At 62.5% G+C, this 26,277-nt stretch carries 25 protein-coding genes; 8 read left to right on the plus strand and 17 right to left on the minus strand.

What is annotated here, in order from left to right; genetic code table 11:
• Window positions 1-11: 11 nt before the first annotated feature.
• On the minus strand, window positions 12-1,808 hold the full coding sequence (locus tag AC56QP_RS10575) for a sugar ABC transporter ATP-binding protein (protein ID WP_489859761.1): 1,797 nt from the start codon (window positions 1,806-1,808) through the stop codon (window positions 12-14).
• 439 nt (window positions 1,809-2,247) lie between these two features.
• Between AC56QP_RS10575 and AC56QP_RS10580 the strand changes: the two genes are divergently transcribed.
• On the plus strand, window positions 2,248-3,267 hold the full coding sequence (locus AC56QP_RS10580) for an ROK family protein (RefSeq protein WP_489859760.1): 1,020 nt from the start codon (window positions 2,248-2,250) through the stop codon (window positions 3,265-3,267).
• Window positions 3,268-3,450: 183 nt separating this feature from the next.
• Here AC56QP_RS10580 and AC56QP_RS10585 read toward each other — a convergent pair whose 3' ends face one another.
• From AC56QP_RS10585 to AC56QP_RS10650, 14 genes are all read right to left on the minus strand, one after another.
• Entirely contained in the window at window positions 3,451-3,942 is a 492-nt protein-coding gene (locus AC56QP_RS10585) for a response regulator transcription factor (RefSeq protein ID WP_489859759.1), read from the minus strand.
• Between the two features lie 186 nt (window positions 3,943-4,128).
• Window positions 4,129-4,941 (minus strand): trypsin-like serine peptidase, encoded by an 813-nt coding sequence (locus tag AC56QP_RS10590; RefSeq protein WP_497100568.1) that lies wholly within the window; start codon window positions 4,939-4,941, stop codon window positions 4,129-4,131.
• Window positions 4,938-5,294 (minus strand): hypothetical protein, encoded by a 357-nt coding sequence (locus AC56QP_RS10595; RefSeq protein WP_497100567.1) that lies wholly within the window; start codon window positions 5,292-5,294, stop codon window positions 4,938-4,940. Before AC56QP_RS10595 ends, AC56QP_RS10590 begins: the two co-directional genes overlap by 4 nt.
• A 16-nt stretch (window positions 5,295-5,310) precedes the next feature.
• Window positions 5,311-5,997, minus strand: coding sequence for a hypothetical protein (locus AC56QP_RS10600; RefSeq protein ID WP_489859757.1), 687 nt, complete (start codon window positions 5,995-5,997; stop codon window positions 5,311-5,313).
• Between the two features lie 39 nt (window positions 5,998-6,036).
• Entirely contained in the window at window positions 6,037-7,071 is a 1,035-nt protein-coding gene (locus tag AC56QP_RS10605) for a DUF4438 domain-containing protein (protein WP_489859756.1), read from the minus strand.
• Window positions 7,068-7,904, minus strand: a complete 837-nt coding sequence (locus tag AC56QP_RS10610; protein ID WP_489859755.1) for a hypothetical protein — start codon at window positions 7,902-7,904, stop codon at window positions 7,068-7,070. The genes AC56QP_RS10605 and AC56QP_RS10610 overlap by 4 nt, the downstream gene beginning before the upstream one ends.
• Window positions 7,905-7,934: 30 nt before the next feature.
• Window positions 7,935-9,038 carry a hypothetical protein gene (locus AC56QP_RS10615; RefSeq protein WP_489859754.1) on the minus strand — a complete coding sequence of 368 codons (1,104 nt, stop codon included), beginning with the start codon at window positions 9,036-9,038 and terminating at the stop codon, window positions 7,935-7,937.
• A 39-nt stretch (window positions 9,039-9,077) separates the two neighbouring features.
• Window positions 9,078-9,788: a hypothetical protein gene (locus AC56QP_RS10620; RefSeq protein WP_489859753.1), complete on the minus strand. Its 711-nt coding sequence runs from the start codon at window positions 9,786-9,788 to the stop codon at window positions 9,078-9,080.
• A gap of 27 nt (window positions 9,789-9,815) precedes the next feature.
• The gene (locus AC56QP_RS10625) at window positions 9,816-11,582 is read right to left on the minus strand and encodes a hypothetical protein (protein WP_489859752.1); all 1,767 of its coding nucleotides are present in this window, start codon (window positions 11,580-11,582) and stop codon (window positions 9,816-9,818) included.
• 11 nt (window positions 11,583-11,593) lie between these two features.
• Complete coding sequence (locus tag AC56QP_RS10630) at window positions 11,594-12,886, minus strand: hypothetical protein (RefSeq protein WP_489859751.1); 1,293 nt, start codon at window positions 12,884-12,886, stop codon at window positions 11,594-11,596.
• A 44-nt stretch (window positions 12,887-12,930) separates the two neighbouring features.
• Window positions 12,931-13,974 (minus strand): hypothetical protein, encoded by a 1,044-nt coding sequence (locus tag AC56QP_RS10635; RefSeq protein ID WP_489859750.1) that lies wholly within the window; start codon window positions 13,972-13,974, stop codon window positions 12,931-12,933.
• A 1,111-nt stretch (window positions 13,975-15,085) separates the two neighbouring features.
• On the minus strand, window positions 15,086-15,853 hold the full coding sequence (locus AC56QP_RS10640) for an outer membrane protein (protein ID WP_489859749.1): 768 nt from the start codon (window positions 15,851-15,853) through the stop codon (window positions 15,086-15,088).
• A gap of 423 nt (window positions 15,854-16,276) precedes the next feature.
• Window positions 16,277-17,620, minus strand: coding sequence for a chloride channel protein (locus AC56QP_RS10645; protein WP_489863635.1), 1,344 nt, complete (start codon window positions 17,618-17,620; stop codon window positions 16,277-16,279).
• Between the two features lie 133 nt (window positions 17,621-17,753).
• Entirely contained in the window at window positions 17,754-18,692 is a 939-nt protein-coding gene (locus AC56QP_RS10650) for a LysR family transcriptional regulator (RefSeq protein WP_497100565.1), read from the minus strand.
• A 128-nt stretch (window positions 18,693-18,820) separates the two neighbouring features.
• On the opposite strand from AC56QP_RS10650, the gene AC56QP_RS10655 reads away from it, so the two are divergent.
• From AC56QP_RS10655 to AC56QP_RS10685, 7 genes are all read left to right on the plus strand, one after another.
• Window positions 18,821-19,879 carry a class I SAM-dependent methyltransferase gene (locus tag AC56QP_RS10655; RefSeq protein ID WP_489859747.1) on the plus strand — a complete coding sequence of 353 codons (1,059 nt, stop codon included), beginning with the start codon at window positions 18,821-18,823 and terminating at the stop codon, window positions 19,877-19,879.
• Between the two features lie 38 nt (window positions 19,880-19,917).
• Entirely contained in the window at window positions 19,918-20,214 is a 297-nt protein-coding gene (locus tag AC56QP_RS10660) for a putative quinol monooxygenase (protein WP_489859746.1), read from the plus strand.
• Window positions 20,215-20,369: 155 nt separating this feature from the next.
• Window positions 20,370-21,323: an RNA polymerase sigma factor gene (locus AC56QP_RS10665; RefSeq protein WP_497100564.1), complete on the plus strand. Its 954-nt coding sequence runs from the start codon at window positions 20,370-20,372 to the stop codon at window positions 21,321-21,323.
• Between the two features lie 87 nt (window positions 21,324-21,410).
• On the plus strand, window positions 21,411-21,947 hold the full coding sequence (locus AC56QP_RS10670) for a carboxymuconolactone decarboxylase family protein (protein ID WP_489859745.1): 537 nt from the start codon (window positions 21,411-21,413) through the stop codon (window positions 21,945-21,947).
• 110 nt (window positions 21,948-22,057) lie between these two features.
• A complete protein-coding gene (locus tag AC56QP_RS10675) occupies window positions 22,058-22,582 on the plus strand; it encodes an OsmC family protein (RefSeq protein ID WP_489859744.1) in 525 nt (174 codons plus the stop codon).
• Between the two features lie 137 nt (window positions 22,583-22,719).
• Complete coding sequence (locus tag AC56QP_RS10680) at window positions 22,720-23,019, plus strand: hypothetical protein (protein WP_489859743.1); 300 nt, start codon at window positions 22,720-22,722, stop codon at window positions 23,017-23,019.
• Between the two features lie 174 nt (window positions 23,020-23,193).
• Entirely contained in the window at window positions 23,194-24,099 is a 906-nt protein-coding gene (locus tag AC56QP_RS10685; RefSeq protein WP_489859742.1) for a LysR family transcriptional regulator, read from the plus strand.
• Here AC56QP_RS10685 and AC56QP_RS10690 read toward each other — a convergent pair.
• On the minus strand, window positions 24,083-24,787 hold the full coding sequence (locus tag AC56QP_RS10690) for a peroxiredoxin-like family protein (protein ID WP_489859741.1): 705 nt from the start codon (window positions 24,785-24,787) through the stop codon (window positions 24,083-24,085). The two genes, AC56QP_RS10685 and AC56QP_RS10690, sit on opposite strands and share 17 nt — an antisense overlap.
• 140 nt (window positions 24,788-24,927) lie before the next feature.
• Window positions 24,928-26,274 (minus strand): dihydrolipoyl dehydrogenase family protein, encoded by a 1,347-nt coding sequence (locus AC56QP_RS10695; protein ID WP_489859740.1) that lies wholly within the window; start codon window positions 26,272-26,274, stop codon window positions 24,928-24,930.
• Window positions 26,275-26,277: the final 3 nt, after the last annotated feature.

The raw sequence follows: 26,277 nt of genomic DNA on the forward strand, positions 1-26,277 counted from the left end.
TTTCGCGGACTTCATCGAGGCCAGCGGTCATGTGCCGCGCAGAAAGGCCGGACATATGACCGCACCGTCCTCATGTGGTGAAATCGACTGAAAAGCATCCTTGCACCGCGGGCCGTTCCACATATGCGCGGGTTGATGATGGTGACCGGAATGGCGACCGCCAAGATCGCGGCGAGCAGCCCGAACTCTCGCCGCTTCAGGAAATCGAGCGGTCCTTTTTTCTTCTCGTTGAAGACGGCACGTTCCGCCTGGGTCGCCGGATCGACGCGCTCGTCGGTCTTCGTCGCCGCTTCGAGCACCTTTTCCTGGGTGGCTTCGCCCCTGGCGAATTCGGCCATCCGATGACCTTCGCGCAGAACGACGATGCGATCGCACATGCCGATGAGTTCGGGCATCTCGGAAGAGATCAGGATGATCGCCATGCCCTGCGCCGCAAGGTTGGCGATCATCGCGTGCACTTCCGCCTTGGTGCCGACATCGATGCCTTGCGTCGGCTCGTCGAGGATGAGGACGCGCGGTTCGGTGCGCAGCCATTTGGCCAGCACCACCTTCTGCTGATTGCCGCCGGACAGTTCCTTGACTGGCTGTCCGTAGCCGGAAAAGCGCAGCTTCATGCGCTTCAGCCAGTCCGCAACCAGATCGATCGCGCGATCCGTGCCGTAGAGGCCTGCCGGGGCGGCCTTGTCGAGTATTGGCAGCACGGCATTGTCGAGGATGGAGAAATCCATCACCAGGCTCTGGCCCATGCGGTCTTCCGAGACATAGGCGATGCGCGCATCCATGGCGTCGCGCGCCGTTGCGAAGCGCACGGCTTCGCCGTCGATCAGGATTTCGCCGGCGTCCGGCTGGTCGATGCCGAACAGCACGCGCGCGATCTCGGTCCGCCCACTGCCGACCAGGCCGCCAAGCCCGAGCACCTCTCCAGCGTGGAGCTTGAGATCGATGCCGGAAAAGCCGCCGGCGCGTGACAGCCCCCTCGCCTCCAGCACAAGCGCGCCGGTGGCGTGGCGCCGTTCGGGATAGAGGTCGGTCAGTTCGCGGCCGACCATCATGCCGATGGCGGCGGCACGGCCAAGCTCCGCCTTCGGCTTGACGCCGACAAGGCGTCCGTCGCGCAGCACGGCGATGCGGTCGGCGATGCGGAATATCTCGTCCATGCGGTGGCCGACGAACATCATCGCCACGCCATGCAGGCGGAGATCGGCAACGACGGTAAACAGCCGCTCGACCTCGCGTTGCGACAGGGCCGCCGTGGGCTCGTCCATGATCAACACACGCGCGTCGAGCGAGAGCGCGCGGGCGATCTCGACCAATTGCTGTTCGGAGGTGCGCAACGTTCCCAGCCGCGTTTCGGCCGGCACGTCGAGGCCGACCGTCGCCAGCACCTTGCGCGCGCCAGCCAGGATGGCTGCGTTGTCGATGCCGCCGAAGCGATCGCGCGGCATGTGACCGAGATAGATGTTTTCTGCGACCGAAAGGTCCGGGAACAGGCCGGGATGCTGGTGCATGACCGCAATGCCGGCGGCCTGGGCGTCGTGCGGCGAATGGAAGACCACATGCTTGCCGTCGACCTCGACATGGCCGCTGGTGGGAGAATACACCCCGGCCAGCAACTTCACGCAAGTGCTCTTGCCGGCGCCGTTTTCGCCAAGCAGTGCCAGCACCTCCCCGGAGCGCAATTCGAAGGACGCGTCCTTGAGAGCGATCGTGCCACCGAAGGCCTTTGTCGCCTGAACCAGGGCAACGGGGACAGCCACGTTCCTCGTCACCGCGGCATCGGCTCCGCCATGTGCGCCTGAGTGCAGCACCTCTCCTCCCTAGTATGATCCAGTCATTGTTATTTTTTCAATTTGCTATATTAAATGGGCCGAAGCCGCAACAGGAAAATTGACTTCCATTGCCCCGGCGGGCACTGTCGTGTAGCGCACAAGCGCGGTCGGAACGCCTCGACCGCAGCAGCTCACAGCTGTGGGCGGCCGGGCTGGCTCGATGAGAAAATGAATGGAGGCGCCGGTTTTGTCTGGAAAAGGCAGTAATTCTGTCAAGGTTCGGCATTACAATGAGCGTTTCGTGCTCGATGCCATCCGCCGACTGAAGGAGGCTTCCAAGTCTGACTTGGCGCGCGCCGCAAATCTGACACCGGCCGCTGTCGCAACCATTGTCGATGGGTTGGAGTCGTCTGGTTTCGTAAAGCAAGTGGGAAAAAGGTTCGGGCAACGCGGATCTCCTTCCACACTTTACAGGCTCATGCCGGAGCGAATCTACAGCGTCGGCATCAAGATCGGCCGGCGAGCGCTGGAAGCCGTGCTGGTAGACTTCGCCGGCGAGGTCCGTGCCCGCGAGTCACACGAATATCGGTTTCCGGACCCCGATCTGGTACTCAGGGCCGGAAATATGTCGCTTGCCAATTTCGACAAGGTGGTCGCCGGACTTGGCGATGCCAGCATCGTCGGTGTCGGCATTGCATCGCCCTATTTCCTCGGTGGCTGGAGCGAAGAGCTCGGCTTTCCCGATGATCTTGGCAGCCGCTGGGATGCGATCGACCTGACGACATTCTTCGCGACCCGGTCGAAGACCCCGGTCTTCGTGGAGAACGACGCGTCATCGGCGGCGTTGGCCGAACTCATCCAAGGGGCCGGCGCACGGTTCCGCGACTTCATGCATATCTCGATCGACACTTTCGTCGGCGGCGGGCTGGTGCAAGGCGGCAAGGTCCATACCGGTCCGCACGGCAACAGCGCCGCGCTCGGCCCGTTGCCGGTCTCGCCTTCAAGCCTCGATTCGGTGGCAGCCAAGCCGGCGCGCTACCAGAGCCTGCTGCATCGCGCCTCGATCTACGTGCTGGTCAATCATCTCAAGTCGCGCGGCGTCGAGATCAACCGCGTGCGGGAACTGGACCCGCTGCCGCCGGGGGCGCGCGAGCCATTGTTCGAATGGATCGACGATTGCGCCAACGCGCTGGTCGAGGCGATCATCGCCATCACCTCTGTCATCGACATCGAGGCGATCGTTCTCGACAGCATCTTGCCGCGGCCCATCCATCTCGAGCTGTTGGCGAGGGTGCAGACCCAGTTCAACCGGACCAGCGCCATCGGCATCGTGGCGCCGGAAATCGTGTCGGGACAATTCGGCCCCGAGGCGTCGCCAATCGGCGCGGCCATGTTGCCGTTCTCCGCGCTGCTGGCCCCTGACAGCGGCGTGCTGATGATCGGCAAAGACAGAACAATGTTGCTGGGTAGCCTCTCGAGGCTTGCCGGCCAAAGGTAAAGAGCAAGATGCTCACTATCTTGCATGCAAGGCAGATGCGCTGCAATTCAAAGAGTTATTTCAATGGCTTACACGTCACTTTGTAACATTGTGACGGACATCGAAATGGACCAAAATTCCACGGCCCGCCCATTGAAACGACGTTGACCGCCAAACGCGCGATTAGACTACGTCACCAGAGCCCTATAGGCTATAGTCTTGACGAAAATCGGACCGACCTGCCAGGATGCAAGAGGCAATTGCCGACCGGCGCCCGATATTCAGTTTCGCGAAGATTCGCCTTATGTGCTCGCGCACGGTGTAGCCGCTGATGCCGAGTTGCCTGGCTATCTCCTTGTCCAGCTTGCCGTCCGAGATCAAGAGAGCGATCTGGAGTTCGCGTCGCGTCAAGATCTCCGCAGGTGAACCCGGCAGGCCAGCGGGAGCGGCAGGCGCGCCGTCCGCGTCGTAGATCAGATAGTGCGTTCCGGCACATATCATGTGGCCTACAGGCAGGCTGAGAGGTGCATTGGCACTCGGGCCGCCGCGCCCGTCACTGTCAATGTCACGGATTGCGATCAATGAATGGCCGTTAACGATGAAGCTGGACGCGTCTCTCTCCTTATTAGACCGCGACGAAGAATTTTCGTCAGCGACATCGGAAAGTCTCCGCAAGTTCTCGACACGCATAGCCATGGCAGAACGCCTTGGTTCGCACGAAAAACACTACAACGCACCCCCGCGGTGCCCCAAGAAAATCGTCACGCCGCCGAAACCCCCGGCGCGACCACTATTTAACGCTGCACTGATGCCCTTTTCATGGACTATATCACTTCCCCGAACATTAGCATTCCAAAAAGTAAAATTGAGCTCGTCACTGTCCTAGACGAATCCAGCAAGGATGGAGCGCTGAAGGTCCGGCGTGATCCTGACGCCACGGTTGAACAATCCGGCTGGAGCAAGCGGCACACCAGGTCGGCAACCCCAAGCGCCTTCGGAATGGGGTCGCGGGCCGGCCGTGTGAACCGCGATGACGATGGGCGCGCCGCCCTGCTGGCGATGAATCCAGACAGGCGCGCCGCTATGGCCCGGGCAGGTGTCGACGCTGTAGAAGAGCTGCCGTCCGGCGATCCGGTCGAGCCGCTCTGAATGTTCCCATTGTGTGCCGTGCGGCTTGTCGGCCGGATAGCCGGAAATGTGAAGCAAGCGCGAGGCCCGAAGCCTTGCAAGATCTTGGCGAGACGGCGACCACAGCCGGAAAAAGCCGGGCGACGGCGAAAAGGGCCGCTCCAACTCGATCAGCCCGACATCGTGCAGTGCCGACGGGCGGCGGCGGTAGGGCGGGTTGACGCGCCATTGCTTCGCCCATTGCCAGCCGAAGGGTCGGGCATCGCGAGACGCCCGGCCGGGAGTGACGCGGATTCGCGCCGCCAGATTTGGAAGACCGAGGCGCTGCCGGATGGGACTGGTAATGCAATGCGCCGCGGTGAGCAGACGTGTTGGCGAAATCAGGAACGCAGTGCAGCCTGTCAGCCTACCGTCGCCGAAATCGCGTTCGATATGGCAGACCGCGCTGTGCGGAAAGCGGTTTGTGTGAACAACCCTGGCGCGGCCATCGGTCGGCCCGACCACCGCATAGTCCGCCTCGTCGGCCAGCCGGTCGAGCGCGAAGGGGAGGTCGTCGAACAGCGTCATTTTTCTTGTCCCGGCTCGGTCCCAGGGGGCTCGGCCACGGTGAGATCGGCCTCGCCGGCCGGGCCGTCTTCGGCGCTCTCGTGGCGGCCAACGGCTGCGTCTCCGGCCCGGTCAAGGCCAAGCATGTCGCGCAGGCGCTCCATCAGACGATAGGCCTCGTCACCCCGGCCGCCGAGATAAGCCGTCGCCCGGTGCATGAACTCCTCGTCGGAGCGAAACGGCACCTCCTCCTCGGGCGTCGGTGCCTCGGCGGTGTGTGGTGCTGCCGGGCGCAGCGCCTTGACCTCCTCGAGAACGATGGCGTCGAGATTGGCCCATACAGACCTTGAGCGGTTAGTGATTTGCCCGTGCATCGGGACCTCCTCTGGTTCAACGGATCAGGCCGACTTCATCGAATGTGGTGCTGTTGGGGTCGTAGAGCAGCGGCCGCTCCCGGTCCTGCAGCCAGCCCTCGTAGTTCCTCGCCCGCCGCGGATGCATACCCTGACGGGTCAGACGGGCGGCCTGGACCAAGACCTGGCCCGGCTGCAGGTTGCGGATCGCGGCATTGACCCTGGGGTCGGCGCGACTCGGCTGCCGGTAGTGCTCGATGATCCGCTGCGCGATCGAACTGTTGGCCTTGGTCATGCCGATGCTCAGCGGCCGGTTGCGGTCGATGCCGGCCCGGGTGATGCGGTAGACCTGCGGCCCCGTCGCCAGGAAGAGCCTTAACAGCGAATCGACGGGTTCACCCCGACTTGCTGCGGCGCGCGCCGCGTCGATGGCCGCCAGCGAGACCGGCCGTGTCCAGCCGCGCCAACCGGGCAATTGTGGTCCCGCCGCCCGCACCGACGTCTGGCGGCGTGCCGGCCGAGTCCGCCGCACCGCTGCCTCGTCGAAGGCTGCGCCGCCACTGCAGCCTCCACAGCCGCAGCTTGGGAAATGCCGGCGCCTGACCTCGACCGCGCGGAACGACTGCCGCTGCCGGCAGCGCGCGCAACCGCAAGGCCTGGGGTGACCGACCGTCTGGGCGGCGGCCTCCACCAGCGCGTCGAGCTGTTCGCTGAGATATGACATGCCGGCTCCCTTTCCCTGTGTTTCACCTGTTTGGCCGGATCACCCCAAACCGGTTTCGGCCCTAGCGCTTGATGTTGTTGCCCGATCGCGCAGCCGTGCCACCGTCCGTTCCCGCTGCTCGACCGTCGGCAGCGGGAATGACGGCCGCGCCGGCCTTGGCGGACGAATGTCCAGATAGCGTGCGATGTTGGCGTCCGGCGACAGTTCGAGCTGCAGGCGCGAGGCTGGCGCCGAAAGCAGCGAAACGACGCCCGGGCCGTGACCGGCGACTGTGCTGTCGCTGTGCACGATGACGCCCACCGAAACATGCCCCTCCAGCCGCGAACGGCCAAAACGGTTGTCCGCGTCCATGATCCCGACAATGTCGCCGAAGCGCAGCGAGCCGAGCTTGTAGCGCCGCACCATGCCCGGATCGGACATCTGGATGTCGTAGTCACCGCGCAGCACGTTGTTGCGGCCGAGGCCGGAACCCATGACGCGGGCCGGAATGCGGTGTGTCACCTTGACGTGGATGCGGCCGTTACGCTCGGCCGGCCGCCAGCGCGCCAAAAGCCGCGGCGAGCAGTTCCAGATGGCAACGTCGGGATAGTCAGTCAGGCGCAGGCCAAGCCCATAGGCCCAGACCTGGACGCGGTCACCGATCGCCATCTGCCGCATGGCAGGAACCGGAAAGTCGATCAGCACCGTGTCGACGCCGCCATGCTTGCCGGTCACCACGCCGCGCGCGCCGGCGGCGCGGCCGCTGGTGACGATGGCGTGGTTGCCGACGCAGGAATAACTCTGCAGCGCCTGGTTGGCGGCGTCGGGATTGCCGCCGGCTGAGCGGGATTCGTTGCGGATCGACACCGCTGGCTCGACATGGTCGCCGGCCAGGCCGACGCAAGGGTCGCCGACGCGGTGGTTGAGCACGATGCCCCCCGTGCCTGGCAGGGAGCGTGGCCTGCCGTCATAGCCGATGCGCCAAGGCGTGCCCCTCTCGGTGGGCGAGGCGACTTGCCCGGCGACGCTGATCATCACCAGGTCATGCGCATTGGTGCGCAGGCCGTGGGTCGGATGGAGGCGGGGCGGGCTCATGCCGCGGCCTCCGCCGGCGCTAGCTCATGCCAGAGCGCGCAGGCGTTGCGCCAGGGATCGTCAGGCGTCTCGTCATCGTGGCTGGCCGGGTCTTCCAGCGCCCAATCGGTTTCGGTCCAGCCGTCGGGCAACGCGAGGATGACCGGGGCCACGATCTGGACGATCGCGGCGCTGCGGCCGCCGGCGGCCAGCGGAGCGAGCGCCGGCCAGAATGCCCGGCTAGTCCAGCCGGGAATGACACCAGCATGGCGTATGGCCGGGAACTCCAGCCGGTCGAGATAGTCGCAGAGCGGCGGCCTGCCGCTCGCCATGCCGGCCATGGTCAGGATATAGGCGCTGTCTGGTTGCAGGGCGGCCGAGAGAGCGATCACGTCGCGGGCGCACTCATCCAGCGGCGCGGCGGTGCCGAGCTGGTCGCGGAGCCTGGATTCGAGTGCCGCGCAGCAACCCTCGAAGCGCGGCAGCAGCGCCGTTTCCTCCCGTTCGGGCAGCGCGCTTTCATATTGCGCGTCGCCGATCCAGTGCACTCGGGACGACAGCCTCCCGTTCTGCCAGGCGCGCCGCCAAGATTCGAGCTCCAGCACCAGCTCCTTGAGGTGCGCCTCCCTCGTTTCCGGGCTGAACCAGGAGCCGCCCAACTGGTCTGGTCGGTGGCGATAGTATTCGTCATTATCGAGCAAGGTGTAGAAGCCGCGCGGCAACCACACCCGCGCGGATTGGGAAAGCGCCACCGTCACCAGCAGCCCCATCGGGGACAGCGCCATCGGCGCGTCTATGACGATGTTCGGCGGCTTGGGCGCGAAGCGCCCGAGAAGAGAAAGATGGTGGTCCATCGCTGGCACTCTTCATCCCCGTCAAACCGTTCAGGCGGCGATGCGTGAGGCGGTGTTTCGGTTGAGCCCATACGACCAGTGCACCCGATCGCCATCGAGACCAGGGAAACGCCGCCCTTCGCGCGTTAGCCGATAGGCTGCTAGCCACGCATCGGCCTGTGAGCCCATCTTTTTGGCATCGGCATCGAACTCGGCCGGCGTGATCGTGGTGCGGAAATCGTTCTCGGCGATGTATTGGAGGATCCGGCGCCCGGCGTCCGCCATCTTGGCACGCTGCGACATTTCGGCGGCGCCACCAAGGTGCCGGTTGGCTACGGCCTCGATGACGTCCCATTTGGTGTTGGCGTCGAAGGATTTCTTGATATCCGGCGCGTCGAACAGCTCGAAGATCTGCTGCACATACTGTCCGGTTTCCCGGGTCAGGGCGAGGATGTTGCCGTAGCTCGAACGGTCGAGATGATAGCGCAGGTCGGTGCCGACGCGCTGCACCGTGGCGAGGGCCGCGAACGGCCGGTCGTTGATTGAGGCGCTGCCGCGAATGACCTGGCCGATGGTCAGGTCCTGGAAATACTGCGACATCGCGTTCATGAAGGCGACCAGCATGAAGTGGAAGCTGCGGTTGACGATGGCGCCGGCCGGCACGGGCGCGCGGCCGTAGTTGAAGACGCGGCGATAGGCGATCAGCCGGTCGCGGCGCTTGTAGCGGATCGGCCGCCACTTCTCGAGGATATAGAGCCCGCGTGCGCCTGGGCCGCGCTGGATGCGAATCTGGCCGTTCTGGAACAGCCGCCGCAACACGTCGACCACCTGGAACAGCTTCATGCGGTCCATCTGGTAGATGTAGTAGAGTTCGGCCGATGCCTGTAGCTGCGGAGGGATGATCGATTCGTCGAAATCGTTGCGCAGCAACGGCATCTGCAGCGAATCGAACGGCTTGATTGGCCCGTCGCCGAAGCCGACCAGATCGGCGAAGCTGGTTGTCGTGGTACTCGACGAGCGCGCGAGCAGATCTCCATAGCGACCCTCGAATTCGCTCTCGAAAGCGGCGCGGTCCGCCGGCGACAATCCCGACAGCTCGTCCCTGAAGAAGCGCTGGAACAGCCGCTGGATGACCTGGTTGGATTCACTAGCCATAATCAGACCTCATCTTGCTCGAATTGGCGGCTCATGCTCTCAGGCTTTTGTGTTCGGCGGTGGTTCCGCGCTTGTCGGTGGTTGGCTCTGCGTAGACGAGGCAACCTGGCTGTCGTTGATCGCTCTCAAGACGGCCGGCGCCAGATCGTAGAAGCGCGCCAGCTCGCCCTCGGTGACAACAGCGGGGAGGCCTGGCGGCACGGGATGGACGGCTCGCACCTGGTCGATGAAGTCCTGGCGCCGAACTTCTAGCGGCTTGCGACTGTTGAACTTCACAATGTCTTGCAGCGAGTTGAATTTCGCCTGGTTAAGCCATTGCCCCGCATGGGTGCGGCCAACGATGTCGCCTCTCGTGTCGACCGCAGCTGCGTAGAGCGCAGCGACATTATCCTTGTCGCGCAGGCCGAGCGACTCCACGGTCCCGCGCAGCTTGTCGAGCGCGTCGCCGATGGCAGTGAGTTTGTTGTCGAGCATAACCGCGCTTGGCTGGTTAGTCAGTCCGGCGGCGACGGCTTCAACCGCCTTGGTCAGCCGGTCGAAGCTGTGCTTGTCTGGCCCCCCGCCGTGGAGGCGGTCGATGGCGTCGGCGACCTTGCCGACGGCCACCTGGTTTCCGGTGCTCCCGGTGTCAACCACGTCTGTCAGCCGGTCGATCGATTCGGGCGTCTCGGCCTCAGCCTCGAAGCGGGCCTTTATCCCGGCGTGGAATTTGTTGGCAGGTTGATAGGGAAAAGCGATTTTCGAGGCCATTGTTCTGCTCCTCTCCAAGCCAGGCGCTCAGGCCGACCAATAATCGGGGCGGTTCTGCCCCATGCTCGCCATCGAACTGGCGACGGGCGATGGCATTTGGACTGGCTGCGGCATGCTGGCTGCAACATTGAACGTCTTGTGCAGGACCGAACGGATCAACCAGCGGATCAGCGATCGATTTTTCTGGAAATTGAAGACGTCGAAGCCGCACTGCGGCGCCAGCGAACGCACGAGGCGCTCGGTGTGGTCTTCCGCCTGATAGGCGATGCGCAGCTCGCGGATCATGAGCGCCTGGAGGTTCGCATCCCAGGCCGCAGGGTTCAGGCCCCCGAACGGATCCAGCAATTCGGCAGCGATAGCGCCGAGCTTGTCCTTCAGCTTGTCGCTGAATTCGCACGGAAGCACGCCGGGGTTCGTGACCTGGTTGGTCAGGGCCAGCACCGCGTCGATGAAAATGCCGGCGGCCGTAGCCTGCTGCTCCTGTTTGCCGAGACCGTCCGGATCGGTTCCGACCGCATAGAGATCGATCGCCCTGTCCACAAGGAACAGCATGTAGTCCAGCAATACTTGACACTTGACGTTGTCATCGTCGCAGCCGCAGCCGGCGAAGCAGTCGACCTGCTCTTGCAGGAAGCCGCGCGCGATGGTGAGGTTCATCAACCGGACGGCGCCCGTGTCGGGGCCGCCTGCACCATAAAGGCCGTAGACGATGATCGGCGGGCGCGCGACATAAAGCAGCCGCGAGCTGCCTCGCGAGACGAAGGCGTCGACAAAGAGCTGCAGGCTCGACACAAACGTCACCAGCGGCGGCGATTCCGGCGACCTCAAGGTAATCGGCAAGTGGATCGGAACCTGTGAGCTCTGCCCGAACTGGATCAGGCGCTGGAAGCGGTGAACGAGCATCGCGGACGCGGTGGACAGTTCACGTAGCCCTTCCACGCTTGCTCCGGTCGAGAGGTCGATCAAGTCGTCCATCGCCTGCGACAGCGCGCTTTCCTCCAGCAGGGCGCGCAGATCCGCCTGGCCGCCGGCCTCCAGCTGCTGCACGAGGTTGCGGTAGGCTTCGATGCCGCGCGGCCAGTCCTCTTGGCCGAGAGAGGTTTCGACCGAGCCGGTCAAGGTGCGCAGCGCCATGATCACGGCGTTGCGGCGCGCCTGCAGCTCCCCGGCCGCCGAGCGCACGATCGAGGTGCTGCGGGTGATGCCGTTCGAAGCCAAGCCTTCGCCGATGGCGACAAGAATCAATCCGGCGAGCACATCGCAGCTCTGTGCAAAGCGCCTGAACAAGATCGCACTGCCGTCGGTGAGTGTGCCGACATAGCGCGCAAGGCGCGAATATTCGCCGAGTTGGCGGCGAGCCGCCATGGCGCGGTCGTGGTTGACCGAATCGAGAGCCAGCCGGGCGGCGGCCAGCCCGTCATTGGCGATCTGCCTGATGGAGCGGCCCCAACCGATCATCTCGACACGAATGTCCTTCAGCGGCGAGGAGGTCGAAAGCGTCTGCAGGTCCCGCTCGAGGTCGTCCTGCGCTTGCGCCAACTCGACCGAGGACGGGCCAGTGTTCTGCGCCACCGGAACATAGTCGGGCACGCTCGAATAGGGCAGGCCGGCGCGCTCGCGACGGTCCCGGTCCGCCTCCTCCGGGTAGAAGTTCAACAGGGCGTTGGCGATCTGGTCGGGATCGCGGGGATCGCTGACGCGCAGCGTCTTGCGCAGCAGGTTGTCCACGGCGACCGTGGCCGGAGAGCGGAATTTCGAGACCGGGCTGGCGGCGGTTGGGATTGCGTCGACCATGATTCAGTTCCTCATGCAACGAGTGCGGCTGGGGACGGTTGCGCAGTGGGCCGTCGGTTTGCCTGACGCTGGGCCAGGTTTCTAAAGACGAGCGCGGCAATGGCGTCCGGCTCTGCGCCGGCCTCCAACGCGAAACGGCTGGCCGACACGAAAAAGCGCGGCGGCAGGTCCGGCGTTCGCCCGGCCGCGATCAGCATGCCGCCATGGCGGATGCGCGCTTCGTCGGCGCGGGAGAACGGAATGGCATCGGCCAGCGCATGCTGGCCCAGGCCGCGCCGCGGCTGGTAGGCGATCTCGTCGACCACGGCCGGAATGACGCGCGGCACCGATGCCAGCAGCACCGGCGGCAACCGGTGACCGCGGGCCGGATTGTAGAGGCCGCCCCAGACCCGTTCGGCGCGCCTCGCCTCTTCGGCAAAACCCATGCGACGCAGCATCTCGGTCAGGATCAGAACGCGGATCCAACCGGTCGGATGCGCGCCGCCGGGGCGGTAGGTCAGCGCGCGGGCACCGGGATGGGCGAGAAACTCCATCATCCCCCAGACCGATGCCGTTCCGCCGAGCAGCAGCGCCGCGAGGTCGGCGAATATCTCCTTGTGCCAGCGGCGCAGGATGGTAACCACCAGCGGATCGAATCGCATGCTGGCCAGCCGGTTGGCGACCGCCTGCGCGTTCTCCTGCCATAGGCCCATGTCGGCCTGTAGATTGTGGGCGACTTCGTGCAGGAACACCGACTGCCAAGGATTGTCGCGGTCCCAGGGCACGCGGATTACCGGGAACGGGTTGCTGTCGCCGAGCAGCCGGGCAAGGGCAACGCCGCGCCGCTGGGTGGCGGGAGAATAGCCGTGTTCCATATAGGTCAGCGGTTTCAGCAGCGGGCCGCTGAAAACGCCCGGCAGGGCCGCACGGACGACCGCATAGCAATCGAGCGCGATCTCGTCATGTGCGGCGAGAGCTGGCGCGAATCCGGATCCGCGCTGCGACATGACTTCAAAGAACATGCCGAAGGTCCTGCGCAGCCGGTCGACGCTGCGATCAAGCAGCGCCATCTGGGTCAGCGCTGTCTGGGCGGCGGCCGGTGGCCAGCCGCGCTCGATCTCGACGATCCGCCGGTTGATGGCGTTGGCGATGGCCGCCAGACGCTTGTTGGCGGCGTGGAAGTGGGCCCTTGACGGCGCATAAGGCAGGTCTTCGGGACGAAGGCCGATGCGTCGCGGTGTCAGACGGTTGAGGCGCCGGGCGCGGGCCTTCAGGGCCCGCAGCTTGGTGTCCAGGAAACGCCTGGTCGAAGAACCCGTGCGCATCGCAGCGATCCTTCTTCTTGCGCCGACAAGGGAGCCACTTGGGGTCAGTTCGGCCGGATGGTGATGCTGACCGGGCCACGGATCACGATGCGCCGTCTGCGCCCATGTCCCAGGCCAAGTCCCCCGCCCAGTCCCCCCAGCGCCCGTCCGGCGCCCAGAGCACGGCCGGCGGCGCGCGCCAGGTTGCGGGCAGGCGCCATGCCGGCGCGAACGGCCGCGGCTGTCCGGCGCACAATACGGCGTCCTGTAGGCAATGGGCGCGTCAACTGGCGACGCAGGCCTTGCCCACGCGCCGCGACACGGCGTGCGGTGCGCGCCAGCACCAGCGGCCTGACAGAGGCCGGGGTGCGACGGGTGACCGCCGTGCGGCGTACGCTGCTGGCAATGCGCGGCAAAGCACGGATCGCGGTCGGGCCGGCCCGATTGACGAGCTGGGTCGCGGCGCGGCGCACGGTGCGCACCGCCTGGATGCGCTGGGCCGCCGGCATGCGCGCGGCCGCCGGGCCGAGAACGCGTCTCGCCGCCAATCCGGCCACCAGAGGAATGGCGGCGCGGTTGCGCACCGCAAGCTCTGCGAAGGCGTCTAGCGCCTCGTCCTCGGAAGCCTCGTCAGCCATCAGCTGGCCGACCACATTGGCGACGCCGCCGACGGCGGTGCCGACGCCGGGGATCAGGCTAGCAACAGGAGCTACGGCACGGGCGATGCGACCGATGGTGGGAGCGGCACGCCGGACGGTGCGAACGACGCCGCGAATACCACGGGCGATGCGGCGGAAGAACTCATCGCTGTCCTCTGCCGCTAGTGCATAGCTCATGGCCTCGTCCCAAGCATCGTCATCAGATTCATCGCCTTCGTCAAAACCGTCGCCTTCGTCGAACTCGTCGCCAGCATCGAACTCGTCACCGGCGTCCATCTCATCGAACCCCGAAGCCTCGAATTCATCGCCTTCGTCGAACTCGTCGGCTTCGTCGGAGGCTTCGAAACCATCGCCTTCGTCCATTTCGTCGAATTCGTCGTAGCTGTCGGCGGGGCCTTCCGCTTCATCAAAGGCAAGGTCGTCGAACATCGATTCGTCATACCCTTCCATCTCGGGATCTCCTCTTGAACGATCGGCCCCTCAGCGAAAGGACCAAAGCGATAAACGCCACTTCGGATACTCCTCTTCGGCATGAAGGTTCACAAGTCGGCAGGAGCGGGTAGTTCAAATTTGGTCGTCAATACTAACGACTGCCCAAAAGCAAATATCTGTGATCTTTGACATAAATAGTTCGGATTTTAGCTATTTTTTTAATAATATTCGTAGTTACGATATTTAAAATTTACCTCTTTCTGTAAGCGCCTGACAACCTCGTAGTCGTCCTCAAAGCCCGCACATTGATAATGGTAGGCCCGGATCTCTGCATCGTCGGCCAGGCGCAACCTGATAGTCTCGGCTGGCTATTTGTGGCGGAAGAAGTGGATAGCGGCCGACAGTGATGGACTGTTCGCCAGCCGCGACGGCGCGGCGCTGGCCTAGTGCAATCTCACGCTGAAGGGTGGCGACAGCACCAGGCAGCATCTTCAGGGCTGTCCTGTTGTCGGGACCAAGCCCTGTTCGCAATTCCGTTTTCCCGATATACGGCCGAAGTTCTTTCGGGACTACAAGGCGCGCAAATAGCGGCCGTCCCGATTCAGGAGAGTTCGAACACGGCCGGTCATCAGTTCCATCCGATTTTGTTACGGCATTTGTAACGTCAGAACGGACAGAAACCGTTGCGTGTCAATGATTTCAAGGGGATAGACTGGTGCTGCGAGAGAGGATTGAACTCTGATATCAATCAATAAAATCAATAACTTACAGGACACTTTGTAACATTGTGACGACCGTCGAAATGACCCCTGCCTCAATCATGTCGGAAGGGCCTCTGCCCTGCGCCGCCTGATGGCTTCTGCGATAAACACCCGCGACAATACGTGATAGAGCGGCTTTTGCGAGATCATTCGCGCAGTGCCGTAGCCCAGCATAAGTCGAGAGCCTTCAAAACCGCTGTAAGTCGGTGAGTCAAGACGTTCGTCCTCCGCAGCGCGGACGGTAAATTTCTTACCGTGCTAATCGGGGATACGTAGCAAGAGAAGAGTGCGAAAAAGGAAAGGGAGCTCTTTGCGGAGCTCCCCTTGACGCCTAGATCTGATCTGCTGGAGCCCGTAATGGCCTCTAACTACTGACTCATGCCGAACTTGTAGGTCAGCCGGGCCATCACCGCATCGACCTTTGCCTTGGTGCGATAGGTCTCGGGATTAGAACCGAGGCTGCCGTCATCGAACACGTTGTTGCCTGTGCTCGTCTTATGACCGAGGTCAACGTGAGTGTAATCCACACCCAGCGAGAGGTTGTTCGTAAGGGCATAGTCGATGCCGGCGCCGAGCGCATAGCCGTTCTGCCACTCATTCTTCTCGTAGGTCACGAGGGCGTCGTTGTCTCGGGCGCGGAAATCCACCTTGCCGCCGGCGTAACCCGCCTTGGCGTAGATCAGCACGCGATCGAAGGCGTAGCCGACGCGACCGACGACCGTGGCGTAGTTCGAGATTTTGGCGGACTCGGTGTCGCTGTCCGGGAAGTAAGGGCTGGTGATGGTCTTCTTTATGCCCGTCGCCGTCCAGGTAGCCTCGCCGCCCAGAACCCATTGGCCCCACTGCCACTGCGCGCCGGCATGAATACCGCCAGCCACGGCGCCCTTGTTGAAATCGAAGCCCTCGGTGCCGGCCGGCACGGCGTCGGTGAAGAACCCACCGTTCGGCTCGGTTACGTCCGTTGCCGTGATGTCGCCATTGGCAAAGCCGACATGACCGCCGACATAGAAACCGCTCCAGTCATAGGTGGATCCGGCGATAGGTGCCACCATGTCGGCTGCTGATGCGGTGCTTGCCGACAGGGCGGCAACAGCCAGAACTGCAAAGAATTTATTCACGTATTTCTCCCAACCCAAGTAAACCCCTCGCACAGGACAATATCCGAGACGGTGTTAAAAGTGTGTGATGTATTTGCAACTGTCTTTATTTTGCCCTGGACCAACAGCCTATCGATCACTGTGCCTACACTTGCCTGACACTTTCGAATGTAAGACAAGGCTAATATAATGATTGTAGAGCACCTGCGTCGAGATCTGCAGGAAGCAATCCTGCCGGCCAGACATTGAAACTGGCCATGGACTCCTGTTTGGCCGTCATAGCCACTGACGGGAAGATGGCGCAACATTCGCCAACCGTCAGCCTCTGCGAGGGTCCGAGACCAGACAGCCTTCCGATGACGACTTTCTAGAGGATTGAACTGTGAGTTACATTAATAAAATCAATCACTTACATGATATTTTGTAACATTGCGACGACCGCCGGAATGACCCCTGCCTCAATCATGCCGGAAGGGCCTCTGCCCTGCGCCTCCTGATCGCTTCTGCGATAAACACCCGCGACAATGCGTGATAGAGCGGCTCGTGCGAGATCATTCGCGCGGTGCCGTAGCCCAACATCGAGGCCAGCATCAGCGCGATGACGTTGTCGTGGTTGCCGGTCATTTCCAGGATGATGACGAAGGCCGTCATCGGTGCCTGAACCACGCCGGCGAAATAGCCGGCCATGCCTAGCAGGGCAGCGGCCCCTGTGCTGGCGCCGAGGATCAGGCCAAGCGAACTGCCGATGCCGGCGCCAACCGCCAGCGAAGGCGCGAAGATGCCACCGGGAATGCCCGAGACCATCGACAACAGGCCGGCCAGGAACTTTTCGGCAAAGAAGAACCACGGCAGTGGCGTGCCTTCGACCGCGCCGCGTGCCTGCACGTAACCTGTGCCGAAGGTCAGTCCGCCCGACGCGATGCCGATCACCGCCACGGCAAGCCCGCACAAGGCGGCCACCAGCAAAGCGCGTCGCAACGGCTGGTGCGTGTGCCAGCGCCGGATCCGCCGCGTCGCCCTCAAAGCCAGCAGCGAAAATAAAGCACCGAAACCACCGCCAATGACACCGCAGGCAATCACCAGCGGCCACTCGGCAGCAAACGAGATCGTTTCCTTCGAGACCCCGAAATAGGTGTAGTTGCCAAGCAGGCCGAGCGAGGCGAGACCGGCCAGGATCACAGCCGTCAGCACCAGCCCGTTGGTGCGCGCCTCGTAGGTGCGGCCCATCTCCTCGATGGCAAAGACGATGCCTGCCAGCGGTGTGTTAAAGGCGGCAGCGATGCCCGCGGCCGAGCCTGCCAGGATCAATCCGCGCGCCTGCGCCATGCCGCCCCAGCGTGCCGCCTGCAGCATCAGCGATGCGCCAACCTGCACGGTCGGCCCCTCGCGGCCGATGGAAGCGCCACAGAACAGGCCGATGACGGTAAGCGCGATCTTGCCCATCACGAGCCGCAGCGACAGGATATGGCTCCGGTCGTCATCGTCGCGCAGGTGGCGGGCGGCGATAGCCTGCGGAATGCCGCTGCCTTGCGAGCCGGGAAAGAAGGCGTGGGCCAGCCAGGCGCATAGCACGAAACCGAGCGGCGTAACGATGAGCGGCAGGTAGAAGCGCCGGCCGCCAACATCGCCGATCATGACGTGAAAGAGTGCCTGCGCCTTGTCGGCCAGCACCGCGAACAGCACGCTGATGACGCCGATCGAGACCGCACCGGCCCAGAACACCAGCCGCGGCTGCCAGACGCGCCGCGAGCCCCACATAGCGCGCGAACGCCGCAGCATGGGATATTTTCGCGATGTGCCGGCCATGTCTGTCCTCATGCTGGGGATCCGTCGACCTAACACAGTCCTTAGATCGATCAAGGCTACCTCCGAGCATCACGACAACGTGTGCATGGATCAGGCGTCAGCGACCGAGCGATCTCTCCAAGGGCACCTGCTGCTAGGTCAGTGAGGTTTTCCAATCATAGTCCCGGACTGCATTTGCAAATGCATCAATCGCCGGCGAGTGTGATCGCCCCGCGACGGAAACCAAGGACACTTCGCGGACGATTTCAGGGTCAACCACGGGCCGGTGACAGACGCCCGGCTGGCTGGCCGAGAATTCAGCCATGAAGCAGACCCCCATTCCCGCCGCGACCATTGCCAGAATCCAATCCTCGCGCTCACTGCGATATGCGCTTTCGATCACTACGCCGAGGCTTCTGCAAAGCTCGTCAATGTGATCGCTATATTCGCAGTTGATGCGGTCGAGGTAGGCCTGTCCCTGGACGTCAGAAAGGTGAAGCGTGTTGCGCATTTCAAATGGGTGACCTGTCGAAAACGCGAGACCGAAACGCTCCGTATACACGGGTTGCACTTTCAGCTTGCGGTCGAACGGTTCAGGACGAGCGACCAACGCAACGTCCAGCTTACCATCCAGCAGAAGCTGTCCCAGTTCGTTTGCCGCCCCCTCGATCACCGTTACTGCGATCCCTGGGTGAAGGTCTCGGAACGCATTCAAAAAGCCTATGAAGCGCATGGGGCCGATTGTGCACATGACGCCGAGGGTCAGAGGCGCCTCTTCAAGCGTTAGAAAGCTCTTTGCAGTGCGCTTTGCACTTTCGGATCGCTTAAACACATCCTCAAGATGGGTCCGCATCAGGCAGCCGAAATCCGTGAGTTGGACGTGCCCTTTTTCGCGATGGAAAAGGTAACCGCCGAGGTCCCCTTCCAACTTCTGAATAGCGCGCGTCAAGGCTGGTTGGCCGACATGCACCAACTCGGCCGCACGATGGAAATTGAGCGTCTGGCAAGCGGCCAGAAAGTATCGGATTTCATGCATCTCCATGAGTGCCCCCGTCGATGCCTGGTTTTGATCGTTGCGATGAAAACTAGGCATTATCGGCTGATCCTATCCTTAGGTAAACTTGCCCAACTGTCCATGGTGGCCATGGTGTAACCGAACCTGCAGGTATCGGGAGATTGCCATCGGTTCAGCGACAGGGATCTGGGCGGAGGAGGATGCCGATGTCGGAGCCAAATCAGGAGAAGCTGGACGCGTTGCTCGGAAAGATGGTCGGCGATCTCGGCGCCATCACGACCGGGGCGGCCGTGCTGCTAGGCGACAGGCTGGGCCTGTTTTCAGCGATGAGCGAGGGCGGGAGAATGACCGCCGCGCAACTCGCCGCCAAGACTGACACGCAGGAACGCCTCGTGAGGGAATGGCTCTCGGCGCAAGCCGCTGCCGGTTACATCGAATATGACGAAGCTACCGACAGCTTCTATCTCAGTCCCGAGCAGGAACAGGTCTTCGCCAATGAAGACAGCCCCGCTTTCATGGCTGGCGCATTCGAGGTTGTATCGACTCTATGGCTGGACGAAGAGAAGGTCAGGCAAGCCTTCCGTTCGGGCAAGGGATTGGGCTGGCACGATCATAGCACCTGCCTGTTCCGCGGCACCGAGCGATTTTTCCGACCGGGTTACAACGCCAATCTGATCGGGTCCTGGCTCCCCGCTCTCGACGGTGTCGTCGAGAAGCTGGAGCAAGGGGCCGACGTCGCCGATGTCGGATGTGGCCATGGCGCATCCACTGTGCTGATGGCCAAGGCATTCCCAAATTCACGCTTTGTCGGCTTCGACTACCATGCTCCTTCAATCGAGCGGGCGCGGACGGCGGCCAAAGAGGCCGGCGTTGCCGGCAATGCCCGGTTCGAGGTGGCGACGGCAAAGGACTTTCCCGGCACCTACGATCTCATCGCGTTCTTCGACTGCCTGCATGATATGGGCGATCCAGCGGGCGCGGCCAAACATGTGCGTCACGCCCTAAAGCCGGATGGCACGTGGATGATCGTCGAACCCTTCGCCAACGATCAGCTATCGGCAAATCTCAATCCGGTCGGCCGCATCTACTACGCCGCTTCAACCTTCATCTGCACGCCTGCATCCCTTTCGCAGGAGGTCGGACTCGGCCTCGGTGCGCAGGCCGGCGAGGCAAAGCTACGCAAGGTCGTGGCCAATGGAGGGTTCACCCGTTTCCGCCGCGCCACAGAGACGCCTTTCAATATGGTCCTGGAGGCTCGGCCATAAAGCCGGCCCATCACTGATTGAACCGATCGGAGGAAATCATGACCGCCTACAACGTCGTTCGCTTTCGAACCAAGCCCGGCAAAGAAAAGGCTTTTGTCGAGGCGCATGAGAAGGCTTCCCTCAAGGCCAAGGGATTTATCAAGGGCGCCTTGATCAAGACTGGCGAGCGCACTTTCTGCGTGATCGGTGAGTGGAAGGACATGGACAGTCTCGCGGCGGCTCGTCCGCAAATGATCGGCCTTCTGGATACAATGCGCGATCTGCTTGAAGATCTTGGCGGCGAGCTTGGCCTCACGGACCCCGTTTCAGGGCCGGTCGTTGCGGAGGTGAAGTGACGACGCACTGCACGCCATAGATCGGGGAGCGACGGTTGACCTCAATTCGAAGCCCGCTCAAAGCTCATTGGTGAACTGGTGCCGGCAGAACACGGATCTTGACGAAGCCTGAACCAGCATTCGAACTTTTTCGCCGGTTGATGCATCTTCAATCCATGGGCTACGAAACTCATATCCTGCCGAATGATGCCGAACTGACCCTTGCTGCTCAAGGCGGCGATTGTCGTTGCCTCGGCCTGCTGCTGGAACGCCATCGCGCGCGGCTCTACGCGACAGCGCTGAACATGCTCGGTTATGGGTCGGACGCCGAAGATGCCGTGCATGAGACTTTCCTGATCGCGCTACGGCGCATCGGTGAACTCAAGGATCCGCAAGCGGTCGGTGGCTGGCTTCGAACCGTGCTGCACCGCTGTTGCCTGCAACAATTGCGTCGACGACGACGCGAGATCCTGACCGCCGACATTCCCGACCGCCCGGACGAACGCGCGAGCATCGAGGAAAAGCTGGAGAAGACCGCGCTTCGCGAATGGGTTTGGGACGCCTTGCGCAAACTTCCCGAGCCGCTGCAGGCTACCGCCATGTTGCGCTATTTCGGCAGCTATCAATCCTATGAGGAACTGGCCGCCATTCTGGCCGTCCCGATCGGGACGGTTCGCAGCCGCTTGTCAGAAGCCAAACGCAAGCTGGCCGAGATGCTGCTCGAAACGGCAGGCCTGGTCGACGCAGACGCTCGCTCGCAGTCTCGCTCGCGCCAGCAATTTTATTTCGAAATCTTCAACGGACTCAACCGACACGGCGAGCGCGACCGCTTCCTCGGGCACTTTGCGGAAGACCTTCACCTGGTGCGTGGATCAAGCGAACCCGTGTTGGGTCGCTCATTCCTTGCTGGGGAAGTCGACTCCGACACGGAAGCCGGCGTCCGCCTCGAACCACAGCGCATTCTCAGCGCCAGCCACGTCACCGTCATCGAGGGACGGTTCATCAATCCGCCCGAGGACCCATTCCACTGCCCGCCGGGCATCGTCCTGGTGATCTTTCAGCGAGACGGCAAGGCCCGACGCTTGCATCTTCATCTTTCGCCGCGTCCGCCCAGAAACGAGGACGATTAATCGAACTTTTTCTCCCCTCCGTGACTCCTTAAAGCACGCGGCCATCACAAGGCGCCAACTCGAATGGTTCCACAGAGGAGAGAGATCATGTCCGCCTTCGTAGTTCCCCATGTTGCTTCCAACACGCACCACGGCAAGCTCGGACGTCGCCAGTCGCGATGCTTCCTTCAAACGGCGTTCGCATCGACGCTCGTCTGCGCCACATTGTTGTCATCGGGCTCAGGCTGGGCCGGCCAGACTGAGGTCGACGCCACCTACAAGGACGTCGAGCGGACGCTCGGCTCGGTGCCCAGCTTTCTCCATCAGGTTTCGAAAGCAGCGCTGCCAGGCGCCTGGGCCGAGGTGAAGGCCCTGCAGTTCTCGAGCGAAACGGCCCTGCCGCCGAAGGTCAAGGCTTTGATCTCGCTCGCCGTCTCCGCCCAAATTCCCTGCCAGTATTGCATCTGGGAAGACACCGAGAGCGCAAAACAGGCGGGCGCAACGCAGGACGAGATCGAGGAGGCCGTCGCTATCGCCGCTCTGTCACGCCACTGGAGCACCATCTTCAACGGCATGCAGGTCGATTTCGAAACGTTCAAGAAAGATCTCGGCGGCGAAGCCCAGGCGGCCGCGCCCGCCAAATAGGGCGAACCCGATCGGCACATTATCGGGATTGCCGTCAGATGGCCGCAACGTCGTCGGCACCTGCGGGACCGACACAGCAAGTGGAATTCTCGTTTTATAGGGAGGTAAAGATGCCAATAGTCTTCGGAGAACCGGTCAGCACGGTCAAAGACATCGTATCCGTTCTAAAGAAACACGGTGACGCGGTGCGGGGCACCTATCGCGCCCGCTACCGCTTCGATCCGCAATCGAGCGACCCTTACACGACGCCGCTCCTGGAGCGGCCGGCAAGCCTCAGGGACAATTCACCGACCGCCGTCTTCCCCTGGGAGCAGATCTTTGCCGCGGCGGCCGTGTGTGCCGGCTCGGACTATCCGATGCTGGCAGCGCATGCGGGGGTCGATCTGCGTTCAGTCGATTTCGTCGCGGAAGGCGTGTTCGACCCGCGCGGCGAGTTCGACGGGCTCGACGGGCTCAAGGCGCCTACCGACGCGCGCCATTGCTATGTGTCCCTGCACCTCAGCGCGACCGTGTGTTCTTCGGCGCCGCGCGCCGATCTGGAGAAGATTCATGAGCGCGCGATCTCCCACAACATGGTGCTTGGCGCCCTCAGGGGAATCCCCATGACAAGCGAACTGGTGGTTGAGCAGGCGTGAAAGGGCGGTGAACCGCCGCCAGCCAGATCGAGTCCTGCCTGGCGCGTTGGCGGTCACGTGTTCGTGATGGCGTAACGATACGGCAAGAATTCGCGAACTCAAAAAAGGGCGATTGTGCCCAAAATGGGAGTAAGTGAATGAACTCGATCAAGCTCGTTGCCATTGTGGGCCTCCTCGGTCTTTCCGCCTCGCAAGCTCTTGCCGAAGACGCGATGGGCAAAATGTCGATGATGAAGGGCGGTGAAGTGACGGCAATCATGCCCGATGGGCACATGGGAACGATGATGCCGGATGCAAAGATGGGCGCTGAAATGATGAAGATGGCCAAGCCAATAAAGCACTGCATGATGATGATGACTGACGCCAAAGGCAAAGCCTACATGATCGATACGTCGACCAAGAAGGCCCAGGCTGAATGTGAAAAAATGGCGATGTGACACTAGTCGCGCTGACGAACCCGCCGGTTGGAGCCGGCGGGCATCGTGAGGGCCTCGTGCCCAGGGTCTGTGCCGCCACCACCCCTCCGCTTTGCCTCGGCCTCTTGTTGCGTTAGCATAGTCGCAAATTAGCTATGCCTGACGAATCGGATTTCGCTGAGGGGGCGAAAATTCATGGAAATGCAGCAGGTCCGCTATTTTCTGGCCCTGTCCAGCACGCTGAACTTCACGAGGGCGGCCGAAGAGTGCAACGTCACTCAACCTGCCCTGACGCGTGCGATCAAGACGCTTGAGGAAGAGTTGGGTGGAGAGCTCCTTCGGCGCGAACGCCAGCACTCACACCTGACCGAACTCGGGCGGCGCATGCTGCCCCTGCTGCAGCAATGCTACGATGCCGCCACTTCCGCCAAGTCGCTCGCCAAGGCTGTGCAGAGCAGCGACGTGGCGCCTCTCAACGTTACCATTTCCAACAGCGTCAACATTGCACTGCTGGTATCACCGTTCACGGAGCTTTTCCGGGCTTATCCCGGGGTGCATCTCAAGATCAACCGAGGGTCACCGACCGCAGTCGTTGAAGCCCTCAAGAATGGCGAGGTTGAGCTGGCCGTTGCAGGTCCACTGGGGCAGGCTTGGGATAGGCTCGATACATGGCCGCTCTTCCAGGAGGGCATTGAGCTTGTCGTGAATTCGGATCATCCGCTCGCCCGCCGCAACGAGGCCGATGTCGCATTGAGCCAGTTGGCCGGGGAGCCCGTGCTCAGCCGGATCGATTGGGAAACGAGCGAGGACCTGTCGCGCTGCCTTGCCGCGAAGGGCCTGACGCCTCGCACCGCGCATGAAGTCGAGACCGACCACGACCTGCTGGCGCTGCTGGAGGCCAACGCCGGTGTTGGCTTCGTCTCCGTGACGGCACCGCGGACGCCAAACATCCGCAGGCTCAAGCTTCGTGACGTCGATATTTCCCGAGTCGTCTCCGTCTATGCGGTCGCCGGCCGACACCGTTCGCCCGTGGCCACTACGCTACTCAACTTGTTGCGGTCGACGGATTGGTCGCCTTTTGGCGTCAGCGAGCCCGTCTGAGCGCATTGATCAGGTCGTCGATCTCCATGCGCCGGCGGTAGTCGGGATCGACGAAGCGATCGGTGATTATCCCGTTCGTTCCAACGATGAAGGTTGCCGGGATCGGCAGGAACCAGCTGCTGTTGCCCTGATAGTTGGGGAGATCGAGGCCAAGGCCCATCAGCCGCTCCATCTCCGCTCCGACCCAGATCGCGAGGTTGAGGGACAGGGCATAGCCATTGTCCATATCGGTCAGGAAGGGGAACGTCGCCCCGACCGCGGCCTTCATCGCCATCGCGAACCTGCGCCGCTCGGGCATGATCACAACGACTTGGCCGCCCAGGGCGGCAATCTCGTGCTGTGCTTCGACGATGCCAACCGCATTCAAACGGCAATAGGGGCACCAATGGCCGCGCTGGAAGGTGATCACCGCTGGCCCGCGGTCCAGCACGTTGGCCAAACTGACCAGCTTGCCCTCGTCGTCAGGCAGCAGGAACCCCGGCATGACATCGCCTGGCGCCGGCGCCATGGCGCCTGCCCCTTGTTTCTCCAGACGCGCCACCAGGCGGTCCACGGCATCGGCGAAATCCGCATTCAGGCGACGTACCGCCGCGGCAATCACCGCCAATCGCTCGTTCAGCGACGCATCAAGTTCAATGGCAGCCTGGACGGACTGTTCAAATGTCATTGCCTCGTCGTCGGCGGCCATCTCTGCACTTTCATGGATTGCGTGCACCCTACCATTGCAGCCCCTCGGGTAGGGCCATGCTTTCCTTGCATCGTTTCGATGCCCAACATGCATCGAGGCTTGCGGGGTTCGTATTCTGTTCGCGGCCTCCCTTCAATTCGTTACATCATATTCCTGATATCCGACGAGAAGGTCGGGAAGCCGTAGACCATGTCGGACAATTGCGATGCCGTGATGCCGTGTTTCATGGCAAGTGCGAACAGATGGATCAACTCTTCGCCGGCATGGCCCACCATGTGGGCGCCAACGACCCTGTCCGTCGCTTCCTCGACGAGGATCTTCGACCACGCCACTGTCTCCGCATAAGTCCTGGCAGACAGCCAGCCCAGCATATCGTTGACATGGACCTTTACACCAACGCCTTGCTCTTTCGCCTTGGCCTCGGTCAGCCCGACGCTGGCCAAGGCGGGGACAGTGTAGAGCGCAGCCGGTATCTGGCAGTAGTCCGGCCTGTGTCTCGGTCCATCGACGATATTGCGGCCAACGATGCCGCCCTCGTAAGTCGCGACAGGTGAAAGCTGCGGAGAATTCCACACCGCGTCACCGCAGACATAGACGTCCGGGTTCGACCGCGACCGTAGATGATCGTCGATCTCGATACGGCCTTCGCGGTGCACGACAACGCCGGCACCAAGATCAAGCCCCTCGACATTGGCCACTCGCCCGGCGCAATTCACAACCCTGTCCGCATCCACGGCATACTCGACGCCATCCGCCAAATAAGTGATGCGCAATCGTCCGTTAGCCTTGTCGATCCTTTTGACCCACGCCAGGGTTCGGACTCGAATGCCTATGCGTTCGCTCTCGCTGCGTATCTGGGCCACGGCATCGGCGTCGAATGCTCCCAGCAAATGCGGCAATGCTTCGAGAATCGTCACGTCCACGCCGGCGCGCGCATAAACGTGGCCCAGTTCGAAGGCAATGACGCCGCCGCCGACGAAGACGACCGCGCGAGGGAGCACCGGATCATTCAGGACATCGTCGGAAATCGTCAGGTGCTCGGCGCCAGGAATTGAGAGTGAACGCGGCTTCGAACCGGTTGCGATGACAATGTTCCTGGCTTCAAGCTCGCGGCCGTCGACACTGATGGCATTGCTGCCGATGAAAGCGGCCTCGCCGACGATGACATCGACACCGCGCTTGGCCATCAATCCAGACAGCCGGGACGGAATGTCATTGATAATGTCTTTTTCGCGCTCGATCAGGGCTCGCCAGTCGAGCCTCGGCTTGCCGATCGTGATCCCGTGCCGATCAGCCCGTTCGATCTCGTGGAGCGCATGGGCCGCCGCGACGAGCACCTTCTTCGGCGTGCATCCACGATTGGGGCAAGTGCCCCCGAGGTCGCGTGCCTCGATCATGGCCACCGACAGCCCCGCGGCGCGAGTAGCCGCCGTCACGCCCATCCCGGCATTGCCGCCGCCGAGGATCACGACATCATACTTTTTCATCGC

It is taken from the genome of Mesorhizobium sp. RCAM 05104 (assembly GCF_059683645.1).

Bases quoted from the DNA above. Each gene is read 5' to 3' on its own strand.
- AC56QP_RS10605 (WP_489859756.1), bottom strand. From the start codon at position 7,071: ATGAGCCCGCCCCGCCTCCATCCGACCCACGGCCTGCGCACCAATGCG.
- AC56QP_RS10580 (WP_489859760.1), top strand. From the start codon at position 2,248: ATGCCGGAGCGAATCTACAGCGTCGGCATCAAGATCGGCCGGCGAGCG.
- AC56QP_RS10635 (WP_489859750.1), bottom strand. From the start codon at position 13,974: ATGGAAGGGTATGACGAATCGATGTTCGACGACCTTGCCTTTGATGAA.
- AC56QP_RS10695 (WP_489859740.1), bottom strand. From the start codon at position 26,274: ATGAAAAAGTATGATGTCGTGATCCTCGGCGGCGGCAATGCCGGGATG.
- AC56QP_RS10625 (WP_489859752.1), bottom strand. From the start codon at position 11,582: ATGGTCGACGCAATCCCAACCGCCGCCAGCCCGGTCTCGAAATTCCGC.
- AC56QP_RS10590 (WP_497100568.1), bottom strand. From the start codon at position 4,941: ATGACGCTGTTCGACGACCTCCCCTTCGCGCTCGACCGGCTGGCCGAC.
- AC56QP_RS10615 (WP_489859754.1), bottom strand. From the start codon at position 9,038: ATGGCTAGTGAATCCAACCAGGTCATCCAGCGGCTGTTCCAGCGCTTC.
- AC56QP_RS10680 (WP_489859743.1), top strand. From the start codon at position 22,720: ATGAACTCGATCAAGCTCGTTGCCATTGTGGGCCTCCTCGGTCTTTCC.
- AC56QP_RS10655 (WP_489859747.1), top strand. From the start codon at position 18,821: ATGTCGGAGCCAAATCAGGAGAAGCTGGACGCGTTGCTCGGAAAGATG.
- AC56QP_RS10620 (WP_489859753.1), bottom strand. From the start codon at position 9,788: ATGGCCTCGAAAATCGCTTTTCCCTATCAACCTGCCAACAAATTCCAC.
- AC56QP_RS10660 (WP_489859746.1), top strand. From the start codon at position 19,918: ATGACCGCCTACAACGTCGTTCGCTTTCGAACCAAGCCCGGCAAAGAA.
- AC56QP_RS10595 (WP_497100567.1), bottom strand. From the start codon at position 5,294: ATGCACGGGCAAATCACTAACCGCTCAAGGTCTGTATGGGCCAATCTC.
- AC56QP_RS10690 (WP_489859741.1), bottom strand. From the start codon at position 24,787: ATGGCCGCCGACGACGAGGCAATGACATTTGAACAGTCCGTCCAGGCT.
- AC56QP_RS10665 (WP_497100564.1), top strand. From the start codon at position 20,370: ATGGGCTACGAAACTCATATCCTGCCGAATGATGCCGAACTGACCCTT.
- AC56QP_RS10600 (WP_489859757.1), bottom strand. From the start codon at position 5,997: ATGTCATATCTCAGCGAACAGCTCGACGCGCTGGTGGAGGCCGCCGCC.
- AC56QP_RS10630 (WP_489859751.1), bottom strand. From the start codon at position 12,886: ATGCGCACGGGTTCTTCGACCAGGCGTTTCCTGGACACCAAGCTGCGG.
- AC56QP_RS10610 (WP_489859755.1), bottom strand. From the start codon at position 7,904: ATGGACCACCATCTTTCTCTTCTCGGGCGCTTCGCGCCCAAGCCGCCG.
- AC56QP_RS10675 (WP_489859744.1), top strand. From the start codon at position 22,058: ATGCCAATAGTCTTCGGAGAACCGGTCAGCACGGTCAAAGACATCGTA.
- AC56QP_RS10645 (WP_489863635.1), bottom strand. From the start codon at position 17,620: ATGGCCGGCACATCGCGAAAATATCCCATGCTGCGGCGTTCGCGCGCT.
- AC56QP_RS10585 (WP_489859759.1), bottom strand. From the start codon at position 3,942: ATGGCTATGCGTGTCGAGAACTTGCGGAGACTTTCCGATGTCGCTGAC.
- AC56QP_RS10670 (WP_489859745.1), top strand. From the start codon at position 21,411: ATGTCCGCCTTCGTAGTTCCCCATGTTGCTTCCAACACGCACCACGGC.
- AC56QP_RS10685 (WP_489859742.1), top strand. From the start codon at position 23,194: ATGGAAATGCAGCAGGTCCGCTATTTTCTGGCCCTGTCCAGCACGCTG.
- AC56QP_RS10650 (WP_497100565.1), bottom strand. From the start codon at position 18,692: ATGCCTAGTTTTCATCGCAACGATCAAAACCAGGCATCGACGGGGGCA.